Below are 23,016 nucleotides of genomic sequence, written 5' to 3'. Positions count from 1 at the left end.
TGATCTGTCTAATAGCAATACCAGCCAGAGCTTTGCAGCACTTTTCTGATGATGATCAAATAATGGTTCAACAATGGGTAGATAAGGCAGGCTTTCAAATTTACTCAACCAATTCTCATAAAACCCAGAAAAATGATCGCTGGCAATATACCCAAGACACTTTACAAGCCCTGCATACAACTCGACCTGAACAATTTTACATCTATCTCGCACAGCTTTTTATTTCAACGGGCAGCAGGCAAGATGATGAACTGAATCAATTGCTCCAGCCGGCATTGAAGTTAAATAAAAAACAGAAAAACGCCTTTGACAATTTCATTCTTGAGCAGAATAAAAGTGACCTGGCTGTTTGGTTGAGCCATTACACTGAGCTGGAAAAGCGTCTTGCTAATGATGACAAACTCTATTCACAACTGTTTGAGCTGCTTACCAGAACAGTCATTGGCAATACTCAGCCTTGCCCTGAAATGTTAATTCTCGATAACTTCAAGGGCATAAAGGAGAAACGGCGTGCTGTTTTACAGTGCATAGCCCTATCAGCGAACCTGTATATTATTGATATTGATATCAGCCATAACCGCATAATCACTTCTAAAATACTGAGCCCCGGGCCGGTCAGCACCGACCTGACATCCTCACCGGCAACGGTTTTAGACATTGGTGAATACCTGTTTTCAACCATCCTTGAACTCTACGACAACCCACAAATCAATCCGGTCATCTTATTCACATCACCGCTGGAAAAAGGTTTCCTCGTCTCTCACCGTAAAAGAATCAGCAAAAAAACAAACAGGCCACCAGTATCACCTCTGACAAAGTCAGACATTGAAAAAATCCGACAGCGCTATAAGGGCGATAAAGGCAACCAGGGTAAACATAAAAAGAACAGACACTTTTTATCGGTGAGCAAACGTGACCCGCACTGGCTGGAAGGCTGGATTACATCGCCTGGTTACACGATTGCCGCATGCCTTGCACTTTCCGTGGTTCTTACCCTTGTATTTACCATGGCCCCATACCCTGGCAACCCCTGGTTAGGGCTTTAAAACACATTAAATTTTCGAAACCCATGACGGGTATAACGAACTGAATCAAGTGGAATGACGAACCGCAACCATGGTGAGAAACTTCAAAACAGAATGTCTGTTCAGCATCAACTGCCCAACAGGTAAATGGAAAATAAAACTGATATAAAAAACCCCGCTCAATAACCGGGCGGGGTTCAATAACTACATTACCACTATTATTTGCCAGATATTACTTGGAACGGCTGGCACGCTTGCGCTCGTGCTCCTTCAGGAACTTCTTGCGAATACGGATATGGTTTGGCGTCACCTCAACCAGTTCATCATCATCGATAAACTCCAGCGCCTGCTCCAGAGAGTGGCGAACCGGCGGCGTCAGAATGATGTTCTCATCCGTACCTGCTGCACGTACGTTGGTCAGCTGCTTGGCTTTGGTTGGGTTCACCGTCAAATCATTATCGCGGCTGTGCAGACCGATAATCTGACCTTCATAAACATCAACGTTAGGGTTAATGAACAGGCGGCCACGCTCCTGCAAACTGAACAGTGCATAAGCCAGCACCTTACCGTTCACCATGGAGATCAGAACACCGTTATTACGCTGACCAACTTCCCCACCCTTGACTTCACCATAGTGATCAAAGATAGAGGTCAGGATACCGCTGCCTGAAGTCATGGTCAGGAACTGGGAACGGAAACCGATCAGGCCACGGGCTGGCATAATGAAGTCCAGACGCACACGGCCTTTACCATCGGGCACCATGTCCTTCAGTTCAGCACGGCGCTGGCCAAGCTCTTCCATAACGGGTCCCTGGTGTTGTTCTTCAATATCCACCACCACGTGCTCGAAAGGCTCCTGCTTGACGCCGTCAATTTCCTTTACCACGACCTGTGGACGGGAAACTGCCAGCTCAAAACCTTCACGGCGCATGGTCTCAATCAGAACGGACAGGTGGAGTTCACCACGACCGGAAACCTTGAATTTATCCGCATCATCACCCTGCTCAACACGCAGAGCAACGTTAGAGATCAATTCACGATCCAGACGCTCACGAATATTACGGGAGGTAACGAACTTGCCATCCTGACCAGCAAATGGAGAGTCATTCACCTGGAAGGTCATGCTGACTGTTGGCTCATCCACCGTCAGAGGAGGCAGCATTTCAGGACGCTCTGGATCGCAGATCGTGTCAGAAATGTTCAGTTTATCAATACCGGTAATGCAGACGATATCACCGGCACGGGCTTCAGCCACTTCAACACGCTCAAGGCCCAGATGACCCATTACCTGCTGCACTTTTGCCTTACGCTGCTTGTTATCGCGATCGACCAGCACAATCGGCTGACCTGGCTTCAGGATACCACGAGAAATACGGCCAATACCGATAACGCCTACGTAGCTGTTGTAGTCCAGGGCACTGATCTGCATCTGGAAAGGACCGTCAACATTTACAGGAGGAGAAGGTACACGCTCAGTAATCATCTCAAACAGCGGCGTCATGTCATCTGCCAGGTTGTCCGGGTCGTGACCGGCAATACCGTTCAGTGCAGAGGCGTATATGACCGGGAAATCCAGCTGCTCATCGGTAGCACCCAGACGATCAAACAGATCAAACACCTGATCCATAACCCAGTCAGGGCGAGCGCCCGGGCGGTCAACCTTGTTGATAACCACAATCGGGTTCAAACCCTGTTCAAAGGCTTTCTGGGTAACAAAGCGAGTCTGAGGCATCGGACCATCAACCGCATCCACCAGCAGCAGAACCGAGTCAACCATGGAGAGTACGCGCTCAACTTCACCACCGAAGTCAGCGTGTCCAGGGGTATCAACGATATTGATGTGGAAGTCACGCCACTCAATCGCAGTGTTCTTGGCCAGGATGGTAATACCACGCTCTTTTTCCTGGTCATTGGAGTCCATGATACGCTCAGCGCCCTGGTCCTTACGGCCCAGTGTACCTGACTGCTGCAGCAGCTTATCCACAAGCGTGGTCTTGCCGTGGTCGACGTGGGCAATAATGGCGATGTTCCGCAGTTTTTCGATCACTGTGTCATTCTCTCAATTTATCCACCTGCGACGAAAACGGACACCGTTTTCGATACCTGTCAGAAATCCAGGGGGATTTGATCTATTTATCGGGGGCTATTAGCCACAGACTAGCCTAAAGCCATACGTTTCGGGGGAGATGATGGCTTTTCAACTAACCGCTGTTTCTACAAAAAGGGCGCAATATTACCCCATCCCGACCAAAACCCCTACGCCATAATGCACTAACAAGCCAACTTTTTTCCGCAACCGAATAAGCAAACCTGCTATTTTTCCTGAAGCACTTCCGCAAAAGCTCCGTAAAAAGGCTTTTTAAATGGCTGATTTCGCTGTTATCCTCGCGGGTTCATTTTTATTTTTTATGAAAATGCCGCCAGAACGTTCTTCCCAACCAAACTAGTAAAGGGAAGCGGCAATTACGCTCATGGCAATTTTATGTCCAGAGCCGGAAAATGATCCTATACCATGTCAGAACAGAACCCTAATGCTGGCAGTCTGCAGATTTACCTTCGACTGCTGACTTACGTAAAACCCTATGCGGGCTACTTTGCCCTGAGCCTCCTTGGCCTGGCCATCTTCGCCCTGACCCAGCCCGCCTTTGCCAAACTTCTTGAATACTTCGTTCAGGCACTGGAAGGTGAAGAGGTCACCCTGCTGCAGAACTGGGAATGGCTTTCCGGCTCAGGCATTTCATCACTCTGGCTGATCCCGGCACTGATGGTCATTATCGCCATCGTTCGAGGTATTGGCTCCTATCTGGGTAACTACTATATCTCAAAGGTCGCAAACTTTGTTATCCACGACCTGAGAACCGAGATGTTCGAACGAATGGTCAACCTGCCCAATGTATTCTTTGATAACAACAATTCCGGCCACCTGATTGCCCGTATTACCTATAACGTCAGCCTGGTAACTTCTGCGGCTACCGATGCTATACGTGTTGCCGTCCGGGAAGGATTGACCGTGGTATTCCTGCTCGGTTTCCTGTTTTACACCAACTGGCAGATGACACTGATATTTATAGCCGCACTTCCAGTCATCGCCATGGTGGTTTCCTATGCCAGCAAGCGGTTTCGCCGGATCAGCAGAAATATTCAAAATTCCATGGGTGACCTGACCCATGTGACGTCTGAAACCATCAATGGCTATCGGGAAGTCAGGGGCTTTGGCGGGGAAGATTATGAATGTGGTCGCTTCACCGCATCCAGTGCAGCCAATACCCGCCAGAACCTTAAGCTGGCCAAAGCAGGCTCCGTCCACACACCGGTTCTTCAGTTCATTGTTTCGATAGCCCTCGCCCTTCTGCTGTTTATGGTCCTGTTTGTCAAAGGCGACTCAACCACAGCAACCCTGGTTGGTTATGTGACGGCAGCGGCCCTATTGCCAAAGCCAATTCGTCAGCTCAGTGAAGTGAATGCCAATATCCAGAAAGGTATTGCTGCAGCGGAAAGCATTTTCGAAATGGTGGATGAAATACCAGAAGCCAATAATGGCCAGTATACTTGCGACCGGGTGACTGGCTGTGTTGAATTCAAGCAGGTTGGCTTTACCTATTCTGGCGCTGAATCACCCGCGCTGAAAGACATCAACTTTACCATTCAGCCCGGGCAGACCTACGCGCTGGTTGGTCGATCCGGTTCAGGAAAAAGCACGCTGGCCAACCTTGTCCCCAGGTTCTATAACCATACCGAAGGCGACATACTCATTGACGGCGTGCCCCTGAATGACTTTGAGTTGAGAAACCTTCGCAGCCATATTGCCCTGGTCAGTCAGAACATTACTCTGTTCAATGATACCGTTGCCAGAAATATTGCTTATGGCGCTCTCGGTGATACTGCAGAAGAGGAAGACATTCGTCTGGCCGCAGAAGCTGCTCATGCCACAGAATTCATCAAAGACATGTCTGATGGCATTCATACCATTGTTGGCGAAGATGGCGTTCTTCTCTCCGGCGGACAGCGTCAGCGTCTGGCCATTGCCCGAGCGGTCCTTAAAGATGCTCCGATCCTGATTCTGGATGAAGCAACCTCAGCCCTGGACACGGAGTCTGAGCGTCATATCCAGGCGGCCCTGGATGACATCATGAAAGGCCGTACTACTCTGGTTATTGCCCACCGCCTCTCAACCATTGAGAATGCTGACTGCATACTGGTGATGGAGCATGGTCGAATTATTGAACGGGGTACTCATACCGAGCTGCTGGCGAAAGGCGAACATTACGCCAAACTGCACAAGATGCAGTTCCAGGATGAACCGCCTGTTGCCGTAGAGCAGATCCCGGCTTAATGATAAAAGAACGTGAAACCGTACTCTAAACCATGAATAATAATGTCCTTAGGGGAATATAACTAAGGACATTTTCGTGCAGGCTCCAAAGAAAAGGCTTTTCTTCTTTGCCCTTGGTGCAGGGGTGATCATCTTTATTCTGGCACTGGCTAACCGGCAATCCCCCCCGCTTAATCCTGCATCCGATCGGGCCGTTCCTGTTCAGGCCAGAGCCATTGAACAGAAGGCGATCGCACCTCTTATATCTGGCTTTGGTCGTGTACAGCCCAAAGTGGAATGGAAAGCCGTAGCAGAGACCAGTGGAAAGATCATTTACCGTCATCCCGACCTGGAAAAAGGCAGAGTCCTCAAGGCCGGTGAAACCCTGCTGAAAATCGACCCTCTTGATTATGAGTTACAACTCGCCAGAGCTCAGGCCGAGTTGAACTCCAGCAAAGCTCAACTGGCCAGGCTGAACCTTGAAGAACAAAACCTGAAAGCATCACTGGACATTGAGGACAAACGACTTTCACTGATTGAAAAAGAGTTGACTCGAAAAAAGAATCTTCTCAATAAAAATGTGATCTCCAAATCCGATGTCGATCAGCAGCGGCTCAGCTTTCTCTCTCAGCAAAGCCAGGTACTTAACCTGAAAAACCAGCTGGCACTGATTCCGGATAATCGCAGCACCAGTGAAGCCCAGGTCAAAGTGAATGAATCCAGACTGGAGGAGGCCAGACGCCAGCTCAGTAAAACAACCATTACCCTGCCATTAACTGCCCGGGTTGCCAGTGTGGATTTTGAAGTGGGCGAAGCGGTAAACCCTCAACAACAACTGGCACTGCTTTACGGCATCAGCCAGATGGAAGTTGAAGCCCAGGTACCATTACACGACATTAAAACCCTGCTGAATACCATTACCTTTGATTCCGGCAACCCCACTGACTACTCGAGAATCCGGCCAGACCAGTTCAACCTGAAAGCCAGAGTGCTTATCAGCAGCGGTAATTACCGGTCAGAGCGTGAAGCCCGTGTGGTCAGAATCAGTGAAACCATTGACCCGAGCCAGGGAACGGTTGGCGTTATTCTCGAGATCGATCAGGACTTACGGACAATGGTCAACAGCAACCAGGTTCCACTGTCTAATGGCCTGTTTGTGGAAGCGATGATTGAAGGGTTGGCAAAACCTCAGCTGCTGGTGCCTGAAGCCGCCCTGCACGGTAATACGCTCTATCGAATCAATGAACAGCAAGCCCTGAATAAAGTGGATATTCAAGTCCTGTTCCGCAGGGATGGTCTTGCTGCCATTGATGGGCCTGTTCAACAGGGCGACATGATAGTCATGACTGACCTGGTCCCAGCCATTGATGGCATGAAGCTCAAACGGGTTGGTCATCATTCAGAAGAGAAAAACCAAACAGCGGAGGCCAGCCAGTGATCCGCTACTTTCTCAAACACCCAACGGCGGCCAACTTAATGATGGCCGCGCTGCTGATTGCCGGTTTTTTATCTCTGCCAGAGATTAAACGGGAAACCTTTCCGGAATTTTCACCTAGCTATATCTCAGCCACCGTCGTATACCCCGGAGCAACACCGGAAGAAGTTGAAGAAAGTCTCTGCCTGCGAATGGAGGATGCCATTGATGGCCTGAGTCACATAGAAGAATCCAAATGCCAGGCGCTGGAAGGCAGCGCCTCGATGAATATCAAACTCGATAAGAGTGCCGATATTGGCCGGATGCTGGTTGATGTACAAACCCAGATTAATGCCATCAATGATTTTCCGAGCGAAATCGAGTCCCCTGTTGTTCAGGAGCTGGACTGGAATGAGCGGGTTGTGGATGTGGCCATCACGGCGGATACCAGCCTTCCTGACCTGAAAGCCTATGCGGAAGATGTAAAAAAAAGGATGAAAGTGGACGCTGGGCTGCCACTGGTAGCACTGCATAACTTCTCCGACCACCAGCTAAAGGTAGAGCTCAGGGAGTCCAGTTTGCGACAGCTGGGCCTGACAGTCAGTGATATCGCCAGCAAACTGGCCCGGCAGAACATCAAGCTGCCCAGCGGTAATATTGAAACCCGGGATAAAAACCTGCTGATTCGATTCGATGAACGCAAAGTGACACCTGAAACACTGGGCCAAACCATTATTGCATCGTCGTCTTCTGGCGGTGTAATACGCCTTGTGGATATTGCCACTATCACGGACCGATTTGAGCTGGATGAAAACCGCATCCAGTTTAATGGTCAGCCAGCAGCCATATTGACCATCAGCAAAAACAAGGCGGATGATGCCCTGCGGGTAAAGAGTGTGGTTGAGAATTTTGTCCAACAGGAGCAGGCCCATGCACCCGATGGCATTACCCTGACCATGACCAATGATCTCTCCTCAGTACTCTGGGATCGCCTGACCATGATGGTCCGTAATGGCTGGCAGGGTATTCTGCTGGTCTTTGGGGTGATGTGGCTGTTTTTCTCGTTGCGCTACTCCTTCTGGGTCGCCGCTGGCCTGCCCGTGGCGTTTCTGGGCAGTATTATGCTGATGGCGCAACTTGGCCTCTCTATCAACATCATCTCCCTGGTCGCTCTGCTAATGGCCATCGGGATTATGATGGATGACGCTATTGTAATTTCTGAGTCCATTGCCGCTCACCTGGATCGAGGAATGGAAGTGGACGACGCCGTATTGGCTGGCGTAAAAAAGGTACTGCCCGGCGTTGTATCCTCCTACCTGACCACCATCTGTATTTTCGGCAGCCTGCTGTTTCTGGAAGGACAGATGGGCTCGGTATTAAAAGTCATTCCCCAGGTATTGATTCTGGTACTGACACTGAGCCTGATTGAAGCGTTTCTGATTCTTCCCCACCATCTGGCTCACTCTCTGCACCGAAGCGCGCAGAAACATAACAAAGAACGCCCAGTGCTTGCCTTTAAACAACGGTTTCTTGAGCAGTTCGAACAGTTCAGAACCGGCAGGCTGGTCAATATGGTCACCAAGGTGATTGAGTGGCGCTACCTTTTTATGGGCAGTGTGCTATCTCTGCTGTTGATCTCCATCTCCCTCATCACCAGCGGGGCTATTTATTTCATTGGTTTTCCGGAAGTGGATGGTGATCAGGCCGAGGTCAGAATCATTCTCCCTCCGGGCGCAACGCTGCAGCAAACCGCATCCATAGTAGAAACAGTGGTTGCCAGTGCTGAAAAGCTCAACCATCAGCTTTCCAAAGAAAAAGAGGATGGACACCCACTGGTAGAAAACATCACGGAACGGTACAACTTCAACCCCGATGCCAGTGAGAAAGGCCCTCATATTGCCACCGTAAAAGTTGACCTTCGCTCCGCAGAATCCAGAAACACACTGCTGGATGACTTTCTGGATACCTGGCGGGAAGATGTTGGCGAGCTACCCGGCCCCATTGCCATGAGCTTTACCATGGGTTCCATTGGCCCTTCCGGAAGAGCCATCGAAGTCCGTGCACAGCATCAGGACCTGGAAACCCTGAAAGCGGCATCCCTGAATATTCAATCTTTCCTGGGGAACTTCGACGGTGTCAGCAATCTGATGGATGACATGCGTCGTGGAAAAGAGGAAGTGGTGATCAAACTGCGTCCGGGGGCAGAAAGCTTTGGTATTGATGGCCAGCTGATTGCCGGCCAGCTCCGTGCTGCTTATTTTGGCCAGACGGCAGATGAAATACAGGTCGGCTCTGAAAACCTGGAAATACAGGTGCAGCTGGACAGCCAGGACATTAACCAGCTGGATGACCTGATCAATCTGCCCATTATCCTGCCTGACGGCAGTCAGGTTCCCCTGGCAACCATCACAACACAGACCTATGAACGCAATTTTGTCCGTATTCAGCGCATCAATGGCCTGCGAACACTGACCATTACCGGAGATATCGATCAGAAAAAGGCCAGTGCCAGTCAGATTAATCGAAAGCTGCGACAGGAACTCTTGCCAGAACTGAAACAACACTACCCGGGTATTCGTTTTGGTTTTGAAGGCGAAGTTAAAGAGAACGCCAAAACCAGCAACTCCATGAGCAAAGGTTTTATTCTCGGACTCTTTGGCATCTTTGCCATTCTGAGTTTCCAGTTCCGCAGCTACTTCGAACCCTTTGTGGTAATGCTGGCCATTCCACTGGCGCTGGTCGGCGTGATCTGGGGACACTTCCTGCTGGGGTATTCGCTGAGCATGCCCAGCATTATGGGCTTTGTCTCTCTGGCAGGTATTGTCGTCAACGACTCAATATTACTGGTGCAATATATCCGGCATCATATTGATGCAGGAGAAACAGTCCACAAGGCAGCAATACTTGCCAGCCGAGATCGCTTCCGGGCGGTCTTTCTCACATCGGTGACGACCGCTGTTGGCTTGTTACCTTTATTGCTGGAAGGCAGCCTGCAAGCTCAGGTGGTTCAACCACTGGTAATTTCCATTGTCTTTGGTATCTTTGCTTCCACATTGATGGTGCTGTTTGTAATCCCTACGGCTTATGCTATTTTGGCGGACTTTGGGCTCATTAAAGAGAAATATTACTAACATCTAAAAGAACTACGTTCTTCAGACATGAACTTGCCTCTCCCAAAAAGTGGCGCTGGACGGCCAGCCCTATTTAGAAGGTGGGCTTAAATGACAAGATTGACCAGGAAATGCGAACTCCGGAAGGTGCTGCTGTTGCGTTTCCAGGTACTCTACATATTTCTGTGTCATCTTAACTCTTGAAGGCTTCGAAGAAATTTCTGTTTAGCTCTTCAACCTCGCCTGAAGCTAGTCTCTCCTCTAACCGGGAATAGAAATTGCTCGAAAAATCCGGACCCTTAATTTCTGATAGGGTTGCATTACCAGGCTCATTGGGGTTTGGAAAAGTGACCGATTGCTGAGGGCTCCCATCAGAAGCCCTGGCACTGAAATCGCCTCTCAATTCTGGTTGTTCTTCTGTTGATTTACGTGAAATGTTGCAGATTCTTTCGAAATCTATGGAGGATACAGAACTGAAAGGTTGCCGACGGCTCCCACCAGAAGTCGTAGCGCTGTTGCTGTTATCGCCACTCAGTTGTTCCTCTATTGGTTCATCTAAAGCATGGAAGTTTCTTCTGAATGCTTCGCAGATGAGATCATAACTGCCTGATGACTGACGGCTCACACTAGAAGTCGTAGCGCTGTTATCGCCACTCAATTCGGGTTGTTCTTCTGTTGCTTCACTTCGAGCGCAGAGGTTTATGAATTCTGAGAGGGAAATACAACTGCCTGATTGCTGACGGCTTCCACCAGAAGTTGTAGCACTGTTCTCATCATTCAATGGACACCTTTGAGATGCAACCGTATTTCCACTTCTGGTTGAAACAGAGCCAGAAGCAACCCTTGCGGGCTCAGATGTCTGTTCTTCTTTGAGTCCAGATTGATCATGTACATCGCTTGTTATCTGGACTTCTGAGAGGTTTGCTGCGCTGGGTTCACTGAGGTATTCAGACGTGACTGACTCCTGACTTCCTTCACCAGAAGGCGACCTGTCCGCCCCCTCTGTTTGTATTCCATCAGGGCAAGCGATTTGATTAAAACCACGACTAAGACGCATTAGTGCCAATGCCGACGGCTCAATATATGTATTTTCCGAAACCTGTTTGACAATCAATACCCGAAAACTTTGATTGAAAATATCGTTTGGATCCACAACCTCTTTGCTAGAATTTCTAAAATAATCAATAGAAATGACATTTTTACATGTAGGGCATTCAGGGGTGAGAGATTTAAGTTTTCGGTCTTCTATATATTTTACCATGCAGCTATGACCAAAAACATGTCCACAAGACAGAACAGAAGGGCTATGGCCAGTTGGCCCATTATTGTCTTCATATGGTTCCAAACATACTACACATTCTGATGAAGCAAACTCTGCCTGCATAACTGTAAATCCTCTATTTAAATTAATCACTCCACCCAAGCGCCGGAGAATATTCTCCATTAAAGTTCAAAGCGTAGCCTAGTCTGCCTGAGATTAAGAAGTAACTAACCATATTGTCAGCTATACTTACTCCTGACTGCCCGGATCAGAAGCGCATTTTTTATGTCCCAATTACCCTATAAAACCGCTCTGGTGACCGGTGCTTCCAGTGGCATAGGTTCCAGTGTTGTAAAAGCATTAACCGAACAGGGGATTACTGTCTATGCGCTGGCAAGGAGAGCTGATCGACTCAACAGCCTGGCTGAACAAACCGGTGCAACCCCAATAGTCCTTGATATCTGCGATACCGATGAGCTCTATCGACAGCTGACGGGTCTGGAAGTGGATATACTGGTCAGTAATGCCGGGTTGGGAATTGGTAGCACGCCGCTTCATAAAGCATCCCGGGAAGAAGTGACCACAGCAATGAATACCAACCTGTTGGCAGCCATGCACCTGATCAATATTATTGCTCCGGGTATGGTGGCTCGCAGCAAAGGACATATTATCCATCTAGGTTCTATTGCCGGGCTCTATCCATTATTTTCATCCGTCTATGGTGCCAGCAAAGGTGGCATTCATATGATGTGCCAGAACCTCAGGCTGGAACTGAAAGGAACACCTATCCGCTGTACCGAGATCTGCCCTGGCCGAGTTGAAACCGAGTTCTTTGAAAAGGCCTATAAAGACCCGGAAGTCGTTAAAAAAATCATGACTGAAATAACCCTGTTGAAAGCTGAAGATATTGCAGATGCGGTTCTTTATGCTCTTTCAGCACCTGCCCGGGTTAATATTGGATTGATTGAGTTGACTCCAACCGAGCAAATGGCGGGGGGGTTAGTAAGTGAGACTGTTGAAAAATAAGCAAAGCGATTACTGTAATCGTTTATTATCAATTGGCCACCACTACAAAAACTCATCACTCGTGGAAATGGCTAGCAATGTGTGTAATGAGAGGCTGTCTCAACTCACAGGAGTTACTGTTGAAAATTTATAGATCTCAACTAATTTCAATAACAAAACGAGACTAAGCTTTGCTTCCGCACCTTCCACCTCAACACGCTTGCAGGCCATTAGACATTCAATCGCTTTATCAACATAGAGATCAGGCAATTGCCTTGCCTGTACATATAAAAACTCGCCTACTGCCGAGAGAGCCGCAACATATCGATTTTTAATATAATCACTCTCTAACGCTGCCCCCTCAACCATTTTTGACAATCCTACTAGACACGAGTAATGCTTATCTAAAGTCCTGCAATTCTCCACAGAAACTTCATCTGTCCCAACTTTCGCCAGATGCTCATCTATCTCCGTTAAATTACCGCCAAGGACTTTAAGTCTCTTAGCCTCATCAAGGTACTTATCTCTCGCCCCTTCTGTACTTAATTGTTGGCATATCTCTAACGTGCGAACCGCAGTCTCTGCATATTGATCAGGAAATTGCCTGGCCTGACCCAGATAAAAATCACCCGCCTTTTGATAGGCTTTTTCACAGATTTCTTTGAGTTCCGGTTTATGTCCAATTACTTTTTCAACCGAATCTATACATTTAACCAGTTGCGAATATAGACCTTCTTGAATATCCCTTTTTTCAAAACGCTCCAGTAGGGAGCTAATTCTATTGATATCTTCAATATCAATACCACACTTACATAATTCAAGCTCTTTTAACAAAGTCTGCCACAGGTTCCGCCTTTCCTTGGGTGAATCCACATCATCACGCCACATATTAGCTAAATACTCCATCACTTCTTTCATGCAATTTAAACCATCATCTGTAATAGTCCCTTCACGATGCCAAATTTGGATCTCACGTTTGCCATCATCCGAAACTCCCCAAGAAGATCCAATAATAGATTCATACTTTTCAGTAATCCTTCTCATACCCTTAACTTCCATGTCTTGTATCTTCCTGTTGTAAATATCCACCTGCTTTTTACTCATAGTTTCAGCACATGGAATATGGTAAACCTGCTGACCTACACTACCATTCCACAGTCGCACCGGTTTGCTAAAAGCAGCCGATTCCTCAGAGCCACTTAAACTCTCTTTACAATGCCCACAGCCTTGGGCGACGCCAACTTCACTCTGCGTTGCCAGCTTAAAATGGAACGTTGAATTAATAGGAAGGGGAGTAGCCATTGAATAACACCCGGAAAATTTCAGTCTTATTGATAAAAATCCACTAAAGCAAAAGGATAGAAGCCCCGAAGAGATAGAAAGTAATAACAGTGAATAAAAAATGAAAAGAATCATAGCGGAATACAAAAAGTTTGCCCTGAAAGGCAATGTACTGGATATGGCTATCGGCATCGTGGTCGGTGGCGCCTTCGCAACCATCACATCCAGCCTGGTCAGCAATGTCATTGCTCCTGTTTTCGGCCTGCTGACCAGCGGGGTTGATCTGGCCGATCTGTTTTTAGTGCTCAAGGAAGGCAGTGAAGGCTCACCTTATATTACCCTTGAGGACGCCAATAAGGATGGTGCGGTAACCTTAAGCTATGGACTACTGCTGAACAGTGTTATCAGCTTCCTGATTGTTTCCTGGATCGCTTTTCTAATGGTTAAAGGCGTCAATCACCTGCGTCAGGACGAAGAAAAAATAGAGGTGGCCAAAGAGGAGAAGAAAACCCGGCTGTGTGCACATTGCTATAGCCAGATTCATAAAGAGGCCACCCGATGCGCTTATTGTACATCTTCACTTACCAGCGAAAATGTATAGGCACCTAGTCAGGCTAAGTGATAAATGAAAATAGAAATCCATTACCTTGCCACTCAGAGTAATGATTCATTATGTTTTATCTACCTATTATTAAGAAAGGCTATAATGAAAAACAATATAGGAGCATATCTCCATGGATGGACCAGGCAAACCAACGCCCTCATCAGACAGTAACTTCCAGCCAACTGAAAGTAAAAAGCAGAAATATGGAAGCCACAACTCAAAAAAAACGGAAAGTGTGGAAGGAAAAAAATACGCCCCACGCCCACCTGAAGGCAGAAGACCACACGACCTTCCGGAATACCGAAAACGGCAAATAAAGACGATAGATCCAGAAAGTGGCTATGGATCAGACAGGTCATCGACGCCTTCCTCTCCAACAGAAGCCAGCGATGTTGACTGGAATTTATCTGAAAGTGAACCTGATAAGGGTAGACAGCGCATCACCGACCACATAGCCATGCTTGGCGATAAAAATGGGATAAGTTCTGATCCAGACTACGTTTACAAATTTGCCCACTCTCTGGCCAAAAGTACAGCCAAAAAGGCAGAGTACTTTCCTGAAAAATACAATCAAGGTTTAGAAAAACATATTGCTAGCCCACATGACATCGCTCAAAAGTTTTTTTTGAGGCATTTAACAACCTTTATGGAAGAAAAAGGGGTTCAGTTTTTCACAAATTGCACCAATCGCCTCATCAAACGCCAGATTTCTGATGGATTGATTGATGATATTGGTAAAGTGCTTGATGACTCTGATGGCCAGCCATCCAACTCAAAATCAACCCGATATTTCGACAAAGTTGAATCATTGCTCCAGCAGTCTTTGGAGTATGAGTTCAATCAGGGCAGGATTACGCCAGATACGATAATCTTAACTGTCGAGATACTTGCAATGCTTAAGACAGATAACCTGAATCAACTTTCGGAGCTTCTTGAGCAATACAGGGTTGACTAGGGAGCATTACCAACTGGCCATTCAACCAGTTGGTCATACAAGCACTCAGGCAAGGCGAACGGCGCAGGACATGGTGGTTCCCTGTTCAAGGCGTACAACGCGGCATGAGTGCTTCTATGACCAACCCGAAGGGCCACCCATTATTTGCACCATACAGTGTTGCTCACTGCTCATGTGGAGCAACCACAGGACGCAGCTCGCGCCTTGTCTGGCGCAAATAATAGGTGGCTGATTGTATGTCCAGTTGGTAACGCCCCCTAGCATAATTGTCATCGCACGGATTAATGCTTTTCCTCACTTACGCAGCAAAAAACATCTATGGTAAAATGGTGGCTTTACCATAAAACAGCCGTACTGCTTCCAGATCCAGAAATGTGAAACAAGAAGCATAAGGTGTACCTGCGTATGCTGCTCAGCCTTGCAAAAATACCCGTCAACTGACTTGAAGGTGCTTATCGCACGGCTGTGATATGGTAAAAAACTGCCATTAAGCTGACTGGACATCATTGATGAAATTGACTATCCCCCGTTTTGATCTGGCCAAAGTCCTGGTAATTGGCGATATCATGCTGGATCGATACTGGCATGGTGCCACCTCCCGGATTTCACCGGAAGCTCCGGTACCTGTAGTCAAAGTTGGGCAGATAGAAGATCGTCCGGGCGGTGCAGGCAACGTTGCCCTGAACATTGCAACGCTGGGTGCACCTGCATGGGTTATCGGAGTAACTGGAGATGATGAAGCTGCGGATGCTCTTCAGACCCGGCTCGAAGCAGCAGGTATTTACTGCAGCTTTGCTCGAATCCCCGGTGTGCCAACCATTACCAAGTTAAGGGTTATTTCCCAGCATCAACAATTGATTCGCCTGGATCATGAAGAAGCCTTTGATGGTCTGAGTCCCGATGTCATAGAAGAAAAAGCCGCTCAGCTTATCCACAACCTGAGCGCTATTGTCCTTTCTGATTACAGTAAGGGTACGTTGCAAGGCTGCCAGCAGCTGATTCGCCTGGCTCGATCTCATAACATTCCTGTTCTTGTTGATCCCAAAGGTAGCAGCTTTGAGCGTTATCGTGGCGCAACGATCATAACGCCCAATCTGAAAGAGTTCGAGACAATTGTCGGCCCCTGCCGCAGTGAAGAAGAGCTGGTTAATAAAGGTCAGCAACTATTAAAAGACCTCGAGCTGGGAGCACTGCTGATTACCCGCAGTGAACACGGTATGACACTGATCCGGGAAAATGAGCCTGAAGTTCACTTCCCGGCAAGAGCGAGAGAAGTCTTTGATGTGACGGGCGCAGGAGACACGGTCATATCTGTGCTTGCCGCATCCCTGGCCGCCGGTTGTGACATGCCTCAAGCTGCAGGTCTTGCCAATATTGCTGCGGGCATTGTTGTTGCCAAATTAGGTACTGCCAGTGTTTCCATGCCGGAACTGAGACGTGAAGTAAACCGGGAGCTGGGTGCAGAAAGAGGTGCTGTTTCCGCAGAGCAACTGATGGTTGCCGTTGAAGATGCCCGGGCACACGGAGAAAAGATCGTATTTACCAATGGCTGTTTTGATATCCTCCATGCTGGCCATGTCGGCTACCTGGAGCAGGCACGCAAGCAGGGAGATAGACTGGTTCTTGCCATTAATGGCGATGCGTCTGTAACCCGTCTGAAAGGTGAAGGCCGTCCAATTAATCCTGTGGACAGGCGAATGGCGGTACTTGCTGGCTTGGAAGCTGTGGACTGGGTTGTCAGTTTTGATGAGGATACCCCGGAAGACCTGATTCGAGCCATCAAGCCGGATGTACTGGTTAAAGGTGGCGACTACTCACTGGATGAAGTGGTTGGGGCCCCCATTGTTCATGAATACGGTGGTGAAGTAAAAGTGCTGGCGTTCTTGGAGAACTGCTCAACGACTGCCATTGTGGATAAAATTCGGGACGAAAAGGAAGCTCAGCCTGCCTGATTCCAGGTCTTCCCTCATTCATAGAGGCCTGCTGTATCTTGTCATGCAGGCCTTCATCTCTTCGACTATTCTAAAGAATCAAAAAATAAGTACACATTAACTGGACTTATCAAGAGCCGATATATTGATCAGGCTCACGCTGAGAAATTACCGTGGTTACACGATGGATCGCTTCCCTGATCTTAATGGGAACAACATTATCATGCTCTGGATTTCAAGAAGATAGCTTCTGTCTGGAAAACCAGCTTTCTCAAGTTTACTCTGCAATCGCAAGCAATGTTGGCATTGGTATTACCATTGAGAGCAATGGGAGTACGATTTTTCCGGCAGATGGGAAGCCAATGAATTTGAAACGTGGTCAGCAGTGGTGTCGTAATATCAAGCCGGAAGAAAGCTTGATCATTTATGAGTCCCGGCTCTTCAAAAAGTGGAGCTTCAGAAAAGCCTTTCCTACCTCATTACTAAACGGGATTCGTATCGAATTCGGCAAATCGGGACGAATCAGCGAACTCTATGGCATCAATCTGGTGCAGGATTTTGACGCTAATGACCGGTTCCCAAAACCCAGCCAATGGATGACCAAGCTCTATCAAGCCTATGATACGCCACTGAACCAAATATGCATTCCAGGTACCCATGACAGCGGCAGCTATGACATCACAACGTTCTCCGATGAAGACCCTCACATGTGGGAAAGTTTGAAGAAATTGTTTGATTATTATTCTGAAAGCTATTTTTTTACGCCATTTAAAGAGCTGGTGCGGTGGTGGGCTGTTACCCAGGGGCTAAACACGTATCAGCAATTATCAGCAGGTGTTCGCTATCTGGATATTCGTCCCAGAAAGATAAATGGCCAGCTTGTCACCGTCCACGGGCTTGCGGGCGCATCAATTAATAATATCATCATGGGTATCAAGCGATTTCTAAACGAAAATCCCAGAGAAATCATCATTTTTCATATCCATGAGCCCTATGGAATGATTCAGGCTGATATCGATGAGTTATTTCAGGTTTTATATGAAAATTTTGGTGCCAGTATTGCCCCCCCGCAAATGAGCCCCTCAAACAGTATCCAGCAATTCCAGAACAGTGGATACCAGATTATTGTGTTATCAACACTTGATTCACCCGTATTCTCTGGCTGGTCAACCTATGAAACTCTGTCCAACCTCTGGCATAACAAAAACCGACCCTACCCACTTCTGGAAAGTATCACCAACAATCTTGTGTATCGTAAAAACAACCGACTTCATATTACCCAGATGACAATGACAGAAAGCCCTGGTGATCTAAAACAGGGGGCAATCCCGGGGCAGCCATCCAGCTTGCGATCATTTGTAAGAACTTTACGCTACCCATCCGGATTTTTACGATATGCTGCCAACGCTGCTCGCAGTCACAATAAAAGAGTTAATATAGTGACCGTTGACTTTCCAGAGGACGATTATATTTATGCAGCCTGCATGCGTGAAAATATAATAGATATAAACAACTAACCATACTGCATCATCAGTTTCTATTACGGTCGCAGTTTTACCCTTTCCAGAATGGCTTTGAAATTTCCTGCTGGCGATCGGCCTCTGTCAAACCAATATCCTTAAGCATTCTGGTATCCATTTGTGCCAGATTCTTTCGACCTTCAGCCCGAAACAGCCAGAGATGGTATTGATTCTTAAGCCGTGTTAAGCAAGTGCCTGTTTTCACACAATCCGTTGAGTTACGTTTCATCATGCCTCCCTTGTATTAAAAATCAGAACAATATTTTCAGTATCAAAACGCCAAAGTCTGGATATATTCTCTGGCTGCATGGGACAGCAAATCCTCATGCATCCGCCATGAATCATCAAAAAAGCCACGACCTATCTGAGTGTCTAAAAGGAAAGTACCCAACACTCTCATCCCGGCCTCTGCATCAAACACATTTTCGGCATAGACAATCTTCATCCCTTCCCCTTTGACACCCAGCAACCGAGAGAAATACTGTGTCATTAAATACCCGTCCCGAGGTTCTTTTGGAGCAAGAATCAGAACTTTGAGGTCTCTTTTTCCAGAGCCTGAAAGGCTGTCATACCAGGGCTTTACGACCTGATGAAGCCAGTCGATCTGGGCTACAGCCGCATCATGAACATTGGTATCAATGATGGTTCGGCTATTTCTGACAAAACGGGTGAGTTCATTTGGATCGACTACTTCACTCACCAGTATTTTTTGGGCAAAGTCCAGACTCATCTGAGTCAGTATCTGCTGCTTTATCAATTGCTGTTCGGTAAATCCAAGGCTGGGCAGATCTATTTCGACACGTTTTATGAGGGTTATTAACTGATTAAGTTCCTTCCTTTTATTCTCGGGTAGCTGCCCGCCCTCTTCCGTGACCAGCAAGACATAAAGCGTTAAAGGAATATGACTGACAGACTTTAAATTCGTATAGGCCGGTGATGAGAATACATATTGCCTGTTTTCATCAGCATCATTACCAATCAGACTCAGTGAAAATGGGCTTGCGACAATCAATGGCTTATATTGCGTCGCCATTTCTGCACGTGTGTTCGCGTAAATATCTCTGAATGCATTATTAAAATCAGAAAGAGCTGATTGAGCTTCCGCTGTTGATAATGCTGCCAGGAAAACACAGACAGCAAAAACCCTAAACGCTTTAAAAATAGGCATAGCAACGAACAACACTGATTGAATGTAATGAATGAACTCTGATTTAGTATTGGTTAGAGAACATCAGCTATCGGCGAAAACGAGCATCAATTTAGGCCAATCATTCCACTCGAATAAAAAACAAGATCAGCGTACAAATGACGCCTTTAAATCATCAGCCGTACAGAGTGTTGATAAGTGGGAAAGGGTCGTCAGTGACTGGAGGTGCTCCTCTTCAGAAGCCGCTGCACAGGCATCACTGATCACGAAAACATTGTAATCCAGTCATGGGCTGTTCTGACTCCGGACTGGACTGCCCAGGTGGTACCAACACCACTGAAATAGATATCGGTTACCTTTGCTGCCCGAAAGATCGCTTCCAGGCGAGTACTGTAAAAGGGGTTTATGCGGGGTTTAATCACAATAAGGTCATCAGGCAGTACATCCAGGTCCTCATGAAATTCCGTTCCCCACCTGCCCAGGCGAAGAGCACCTGCCTCTGCCAACGATGAGAAGAATGGAGAACCGGTTGGCAGATCCCGATAGTCCGGAGAAAAGCCAACCTTGATAAAGACCAGCAGCGTGGATGTTTTTCTGGCCCAGGCAACCGCTTTATTGACCTGAGCCAATACCTGATTCTCGGACACCTGTCTGGCGTACATCCTTCGCTTGCCATCCGGATGTACGAGATCATTGATATAGTCGATAACCACCAGAGCATTTTGCATGGAGCCTCCCTATAGATAGAAGCCCCTGGGTCACCTTAAGTCCAACAGGCCTCCAGACATGCCTCTACATTCTGTTGCATATGTGCGGGATTGATGGTTCCAACAATAGCTGAAGAAACGGCGGGGTGTGAGAAAACCAGCTTCATACTTTCCAGAACCCGGTTCTCATTAGCAAGATGACCAGACAGGCAGGCATGACCACTGGCAAACGCCTTCTTGATAAAGATCCCTTTCCCATGCTCTAACGCAAAGTCCAGTACTGGTTTTTCACCCTGTTCGTTCAGGTTATAGGTCACCATGGCAACGTCGGAATGTTTCAGCGCCAGAATGCCGCCTTCCACCGTTTTGGTGGACATACCCGAAGCGAGAATCTTTCCTTCTTTTTTAAGATCAGCAAGCACTTCCAAACAGCCTGTCTGCTCAATAATATTGACATCATCACCATTGGAATGAACCAGCATCAATTCAATCACATCGGTATTCAGGCGCTTCAGGCTTCGCTCCACACTGAATCGGATATGCTGCTCTGAGAAATCAAAATAAGACTCCCCCTGACCATTTTCAAGAGTGATAAACTCCTCACCAACCTTGCTGCAGATAACCCACTGTTCACGAAGCCCTTTGTGTTTTGCAAAAAGCTGACCAAGACGTTCTTCGCTGGTGCCGTAGGCTGGAGCCGTATCCAGCAGGTTCATGCCCAGGTCATGCGCCAGAGTAAGCAGGTTTACCATTTCACGGTCATCAGGGATCGTAAAATGTTCCGGGTACTTTACGCCCTGATCCCGCCCAAACTTAACCGTGCCGAACCCCAATGGCGATACTTCAAGATCAGTACCGGCTATTCGCTTTCTTCCCAGACGCTGAGTCATGACGCTTTGCCCTCTTCAAAATGCCCTTGCCAGAAGTTTGGACAGATCTCAGGCCGGGAAAATCCTTCAGGCATCGAGAAATTTTCATCACCCGCTGGACGAACACTACCCTCCTGCAGTAAACGAATCACTTCATCAGAGAGGTTGGGAGCCAGTGCCAGCTTAGTGGGCCAGGTCACAATACCGTTGGCAACCGGCTGACAGAATGCCGCATCCGGGCGAAGCAAGCGGCTCTGTTTTGGCTCAGCACGATTGACCCGCAGGGTGTCCCACTCAGCCTGATCAAGGTCTACCCAGGGCAGTAACGCTTTCATCTCTTTTTTCGCCGTTGCAATCAATGCCTCAGCTGACTGCTTGACCCCATCTTCAGCAATGCCACCACCGAGATACCACACCCACTTCCCGTCTTTATCGGGATGGCTGGTAACGGTAATTCTCGGAAGCGGTGTTGTACCGAGACAGTGTGCATAGATAGGTTCAGGATGGTCATGACGAACCATCACCATCTGCAGGGGACGTACCTGCATTTTTGGATCATTGATACCCCAGGTGTTCAAAAGCGCCTCGGTTCCTTCACCAGCAGCCAGCACAAACCGTTTGGCTTTCAGCAGAGTTTTCTGACCATTGCTATCAACTAACTCAACAGCATCAATGTCTCCCCTGGCATCCGTTAACAACCGGGCATTACCCTGTTCACTCCAGTCCACTTTAATCGTTTTATCTTCCAAACCGTTGACCAGGGCTTGAGTAATGGTAGCAATATCCAGAACAATTTCATTGAGCTGGTATACCTTTCCACGAAAACCATTATGTTTGAAAATGGCCGGAAACTGCTCTTTGGTTAATGCATCTACCCGTCCCCTCAGCGCCTTACTGGCAAAGAAAGAGGTCATTCGTGAACCAATATCACCAGGTGACCATAGATAATGATATTCAGACAGAATGCGAGCCGACCGAAGATCCGGGTCCCTATCCTCCCCCTTTCCAGCCAGGGCGCTACGCCAGCGTTCCGGCATCCCGGCAATGGCCTGGGAAGCGTTGGTAAGCTGGCCAGTCAGAGTGTATTTGGTACCCCCATGAACAATGCCCTGAGACTTGATGGTCTGACCACCGCCCAGAGAATCCTGCTCCAGCAACAGGGTTCGATAACCCAGAGTATTCAACGTACGAAATAACCAGAGACCGGCAATACCGCCGCCAATCACCACCACATCGGCTTCAACAGTTTGAGACATAAGAGAGTTCAACTATCTGAGATGACCTGAAATGGGCGGAATTATAACATAGCTCACCGTATTAATAGTCAGGCTGAAGCGGTTAGAATGCCGTGCCAGCCTTTCCTTTTTGACAATTTTCGAACCCAGGCAGTAAGAGGGAACGTAATGCTTATTTATGTCGTATACCTGTTAACAGGTGCACTTGGCGGCATTATTATCGGTGCTTTGGGCAGTGGCAGCAGTCTGGCTATTCTGCCTGTCCTTTCCCTGATTTTTCCAATGCTGTTTCCCGAAGCGATTTCACTGCAGGTTGCTGTTGCCACCTGCATGGCTACCTTGATCATCGGCAGTGCATCTGGCGCCCTCAGCTACAAGAAATCATACCAATTCCATTTTTAAATTATGAAATAACAGCCCATGAACGGGAGCATAGACTTTTCAATCGGCCAACTTCAGAAAGTAATTCATTCCATGCCTCACAGCATTTATTGATAATATCTTCATAGTTCTTAAATACATAATTTGATAAATCATGCGCTCTCAACCACTCCCATATTTCCTCTGCGCTGTTTATTTCAGGGGAATAAGGCGGTAAAGGAATTAGAGTCAGGTTGTCAAATTGAGGAAGTTCTTTTGA

Annotated in this window: 18 protein-coding genes and 1 pseudogene; 10 read left to right on the top strand and 9 right to left on the bottom strand. The window is 47.6% G+C overall.

All coding sequences use genetic code 11. The annotated features are described in order from the left end of the window. The first annotated feature begins 62 nt into the window (after positions 1–62). Positions 63–1,046 (top strand): hypothetical protein, encoded by a 984-nt coding sequence (locus AK963_RS03680; RefSeq protein WP_139117230.1) that lies wholly within the window; start codon positions 63–65, stop codon positions 1,044–1,046. A gap of 211 nt (positions 1,047–1,257) precedes the next feature. Here AK963_RS03680 and typA read toward each other — a convergent pair whose 3' ends face one another. Then, on the bottom strand, positions 1,258–3,072 hold the full coding sequence (gene typA / locus AK963_RS03675) for a translational GTPase TypA (RefSeq protein WP_066014123.1): 1,815 nt from the start codon (positions 3,070–3,072) through the stop codon (positions 1,258–1,260). A gap of 465 nt (positions 3,073–3,537) precedes the next feature. Here typA and msbA point away from each other — a divergent pair, with 465 nt between their 5' ends. From msbA to AK963_RS03660, 3 genes are all read left to right on the top strand, one after another. Then, positions 3,538–5,358 carry a lipid A export permease/ATP-binding protein MsbA gene (gene msbA / locus AK963_RS03670; protein ID WP_066014122.1) on the top strand — a complete coding sequence of 607 codons (1,821 nt, stop codon included), beginning with the start codon at positions 3,538–3,540 and terminating at the stop codon, positions 5,356–5,358. 76 nt (positions 5,359–5,434) lie between these two features. Further along, positions 5,435–6,775 (top strand): efflux RND transporter periplasmic adaptor subunit, encoded by a 1,341-nt coding sequence (locus AK963_RS03665; protein WP_066014121.1) that lies wholly within the window; start codon positions 5,435–5,437, stop codon positions 6,773–6,775. Further along, the gene (locus AK963_RS03660; RefSeq protein ID WP_066014120.1) at positions 6,772–9,882 is read left to right on the top strand and encodes an efflux RND transporter permease subunit; all 3,111 of its coding nucleotides are present in this window, start codon (positions 6,772–6,774) and stop codon (positions 9,880–9,882) included. Before AK963_RS03665 ends, AK963_RS03660 begins: the two co-directional genes overlap by 4 nt. A 172-nt stretch (positions 9,883–10,054) precedes the next feature. Here the strand turns inward: AK963_RS03660 and AK963_RS03655 are convergent, their stop codons facing one another. Then, a complete protein-coding gene (locus AK963_RS03655; protein ID WP_083232436.1) occupies positions 10,055–11,305 on the bottom strand; it encodes an RING finger domain-containing protein in 1,251 nt (416 codons plus the stop codon). 102 nt (positions 11,306–11,407) lie between these two features. On the opposite strand from AK963_RS03655, the gene AK963_RS03650 reads away from it, so the two are divergent. Beyond that, positions 11,408–12,148 (top strand): SDR family oxidoreductase, encoded by a 741-nt coding sequence (locus AK963_RS03650; RefSeq protein ID WP_066014118.1) that lies wholly within the window; start codon positions 11,408–11,410, stop codon positions 12,146–12,148. A gap of 99 nt (positions 12,149–12,247) precedes the next feature. Here the strand turns inward: AK963_RS03650 and AK963_RS03645 are convergent, their stop codons facing one another. Next, on the bottom strand, positions 12,248–13,429 hold the full coding sequence (locus AK963_RS03645) for a hypothetical protein (protein ID WP_066014117.1): 1,182 nt from the start codon (positions 13,427–13,429) through the stop codon (positions 12,248–12,250). A gap of 100 nt (positions 13,430–13,529) precedes the next feature. Here AK963_RS03645 and mscL point away from each other — a divergent pair, with 100 nt between their 5' ends. From mscL to AK963_RS03625, 4 genes are all read left to right on the top strand, one after another. Beyond that, on the top strand, positions 13,530–14,009 hold the full coding sequence (gene mscL, locus AK963_RS03640) for a large conductance mechanosensitive channel protein MscL (protein ID WP_083232435.1): 480 nt from the start codon (positions 13,530–13,532) through the stop codon (positions 14,007–14,009). 238 nt (positions 14,010–14,247) lie between these two features. Beyond that, positions 14,248–14,967: a hypothetical protein gene (locus AK963_RS03635; RefSeq protein ID WP_139117229.1), complete on the top strand. Its 720-nt coding sequence runs from the start codon at positions 14,248–14,250 to the stop codon at positions 14,965–14,967. A 509-nt stretch (positions 14,968–15,476) separates the two neighbouring features. After that, positions 15,477–16,919, top strand: coding sequence for a bifunctional D-glycero-beta-D-manno-heptose-7-phosphate kinase/D-glycero-beta-D-manno-heptose 1-phosphate adenylyltransferase HldE (gene hldE, locus AK963_RS03630; protein ID WP_066014115.1), 1,443 nt, complete (start codon positions 15,477–15,479; stop codon positions 16,917–16,919). 341 nt (positions 16,920–17,260) lie between these two features. Beyond that, entirely contained in the window at positions 17,261–18,415 is a 1,155-nt protein-coding gene (locus AK963_RS03625) for a PI-PLC domain-containing protein (RefSeq protein WP_139117228.1), read from the top strand. Positions 18,416–18,452: 37 nt separating this feature from the next. On the opposite strand, the gene AK963_RS03620 is transcribed toward AK963_RS03625, so the two are convergent. From AK963_RS03620 to AK963_RS03600, 5 genes and pseudogenes are all read right to left on the bottom strand, one after another. Continuing rightward, positions 18,453–18,650, bottom strand: coding sequence for a DUF1127 domain-containing protein (locus AK963_RS03620; RefSeq protein ID WP_238593633.1), 198 nt, complete (start codon positions 18,648–18,650; stop codon positions 18,453–18,455). Between the two features lie 39 nt (positions 18,651–18,689). Next, a complete protein-coding gene (locus tag AK963_RS03615; RefSeq protein WP_238593632.1) occupies positions 18,690–19,451 on the bottom strand; it encodes a hypothetical protein in 762 nt (253 codons plus the stop codon). A gap of 261 nt (positions 19,452–19,712) precedes the next feature. Beyond that, a pseudogene (locus tag AK963_RS03610) lies at positions 19,713–20,227 on the bottom strand (cysteine hydrolase family protein). 101 nt (positions 20,228–20,328) lie between these two features. Then, a complete protein-coding gene (locus tag AK963_RS03605) occupies positions 20,329–21,162 on the bottom strand; it encodes an aldo/keto reductase (protein WP_066014111.1) in 834 nt (277 codons plus the stop codon). Then, the gene (locus tag AK963_RS03600; protein WP_066014110.1) at positions 21,159–22,397 is read right to left on the bottom strand and encodes an NAD(P)/FAD-dependent oxidoreductase; all 1,239 of its coding nucleotides are present in this window, start codon (positions 22,395–22,397) and stop codon (positions 21,159–21,161) included. The genes AK963_RS03605 and AK963_RS03600 overlap by 4 nt, the downstream gene beginning before the upstream one ends. A 147-nt stretch (positions 22,398–22,544) precedes the next feature. Between AK963_RS03600 and AK963_RS03595 the strand changes: the two genes are divergently transcribed. After that, the gene (locus AK963_RS03595) at positions 22,545–22,778 is read left to right on the top strand and encodes a TSUP family transporter (protein ID WP_066014109.1); all 234 of its coding nucleotides are present in this window, start codon (positions 22,545–22,547) and stop codon (positions 22,776–22,778) included. A gap of 1 nt (position 22,779) precedes the next feature. Here the strand turns inward: AK963_RS03595 and AK963_RS03590 are convergent. Continuing rightward, the coding region (locus tag AK963_RS03590; protein ID WP_175404424.1) for a transposase at positions 22,780–23,016 on the bottom strand (237 nt) is incomplete at its 5' end.

Source organism: Endozoicomonas atrinae, assembly GCF_001647025.1.
GTDB classification, from domain to species: Bacteria; Pseudomonadota; Gammaproteobacteria; order Pseudomonadales; family Endozoicomonadaceae; genus Endozoicomonas; species Endozoicomonas atrinae.
The sequence above is the reverse complement of the archived record's forward strand: the minus strand, read 5'-3'. Positions and strand labels throughout refer to the sequence as shown.

Excerpts from the sequence above, each read along its gene's own strand:
- AK963_RS03680 (WP_139117230.1), top strand. The coding sequence starts at position 63 with ATGGTTCAACAATGGGTAGATAAGGCAGGCTTTCAAATTTACTCAACC.
- msbA (WP_066014122.1), top strand. The coding sequence starts at position 3,538 with ATGTCAGAACAGAACCCTAATGCTGGCAGTCTGCAGATTTACCTTCGA.
- AK963_RS03655 (WP_083232436.1), bottom strand. The coding sequence starts at position 11,305 with ATGGAGAATATTCTCCGGCGCTTGGGTGGAGTGATTAATTTAAATAGA.
- AK963_RS03650 (WP_066014118.1), top strand. The coding sequence starts at position 11,408 with ATGTCCCAATTACCCTATAAAACCGCTCTGGTGACCGGTGCTTCCAGT.
- AK963_RS03645 (WP_066014117.1), bottom strand. The coding sequence starts at position 13,429 with ATGGCTACTCCCCTTCCTATTAATTCAACGTTCCATTTTAAGCTGGCA.
- mscL (WP_083232435.1), top strand. The coding sequence starts at position 13,530 with ATGAAAAGAATCATAGCGGAATACAAAAAGTTTGCCCTGAAAGGCAAT.
- hldE (WP_066014115.1), top strand. The coding sequence starts at position 15,477 with ATGAAATTGACTATCCCCCGTTTTGATCTGGCCAAAGTCCTGGTAATT.
- AK963_RS03625 (WP_139117228.1), top strand. The coding sequence starts at position 17,261 with ATGAATTTGAAACGTGGTCAGCAGTGGTGTCGTAATATCAAGCCGGAA.
- AK963_RS03620 (WP_238593633.1), bottom strand. The coding sequence starts at position 18,650 with ATGATGAAACGTAACTCAACGGATTGTGTGAAAACAGGCACTTGCTTA.
- AK963_RS03615 (WP_238593632.1), bottom strand. The coding sequence starts at position 19,451 with ATGGCGACGCAATATAAGCCATTGATTGTCGCAAGCCCATTTTCACTG.
- AK963_RS03605 (WP_066014111.1), bottom strand. The coding sequence starts at position 21,162 with ATGACTCAGCGTCTGGGAAGAAAGCGAATAGCCGGTACTGATCTTGAA.
- AK963_RS03600 (WP_066014110.1), bottom strand. The coding sequence starts at position 22,397 with ATGTCTCAAACTGTTGAAGCCGATGTGGTGGTGATTGGCGGCGGTATT.
- AK963_RS03595 (WP_066014109.1), top strand. The coding sequence starts at position 22,545 with ATGCTTATTTATGTCGTATACCTGTTAACAGGTGCACTTGGCGGCATT.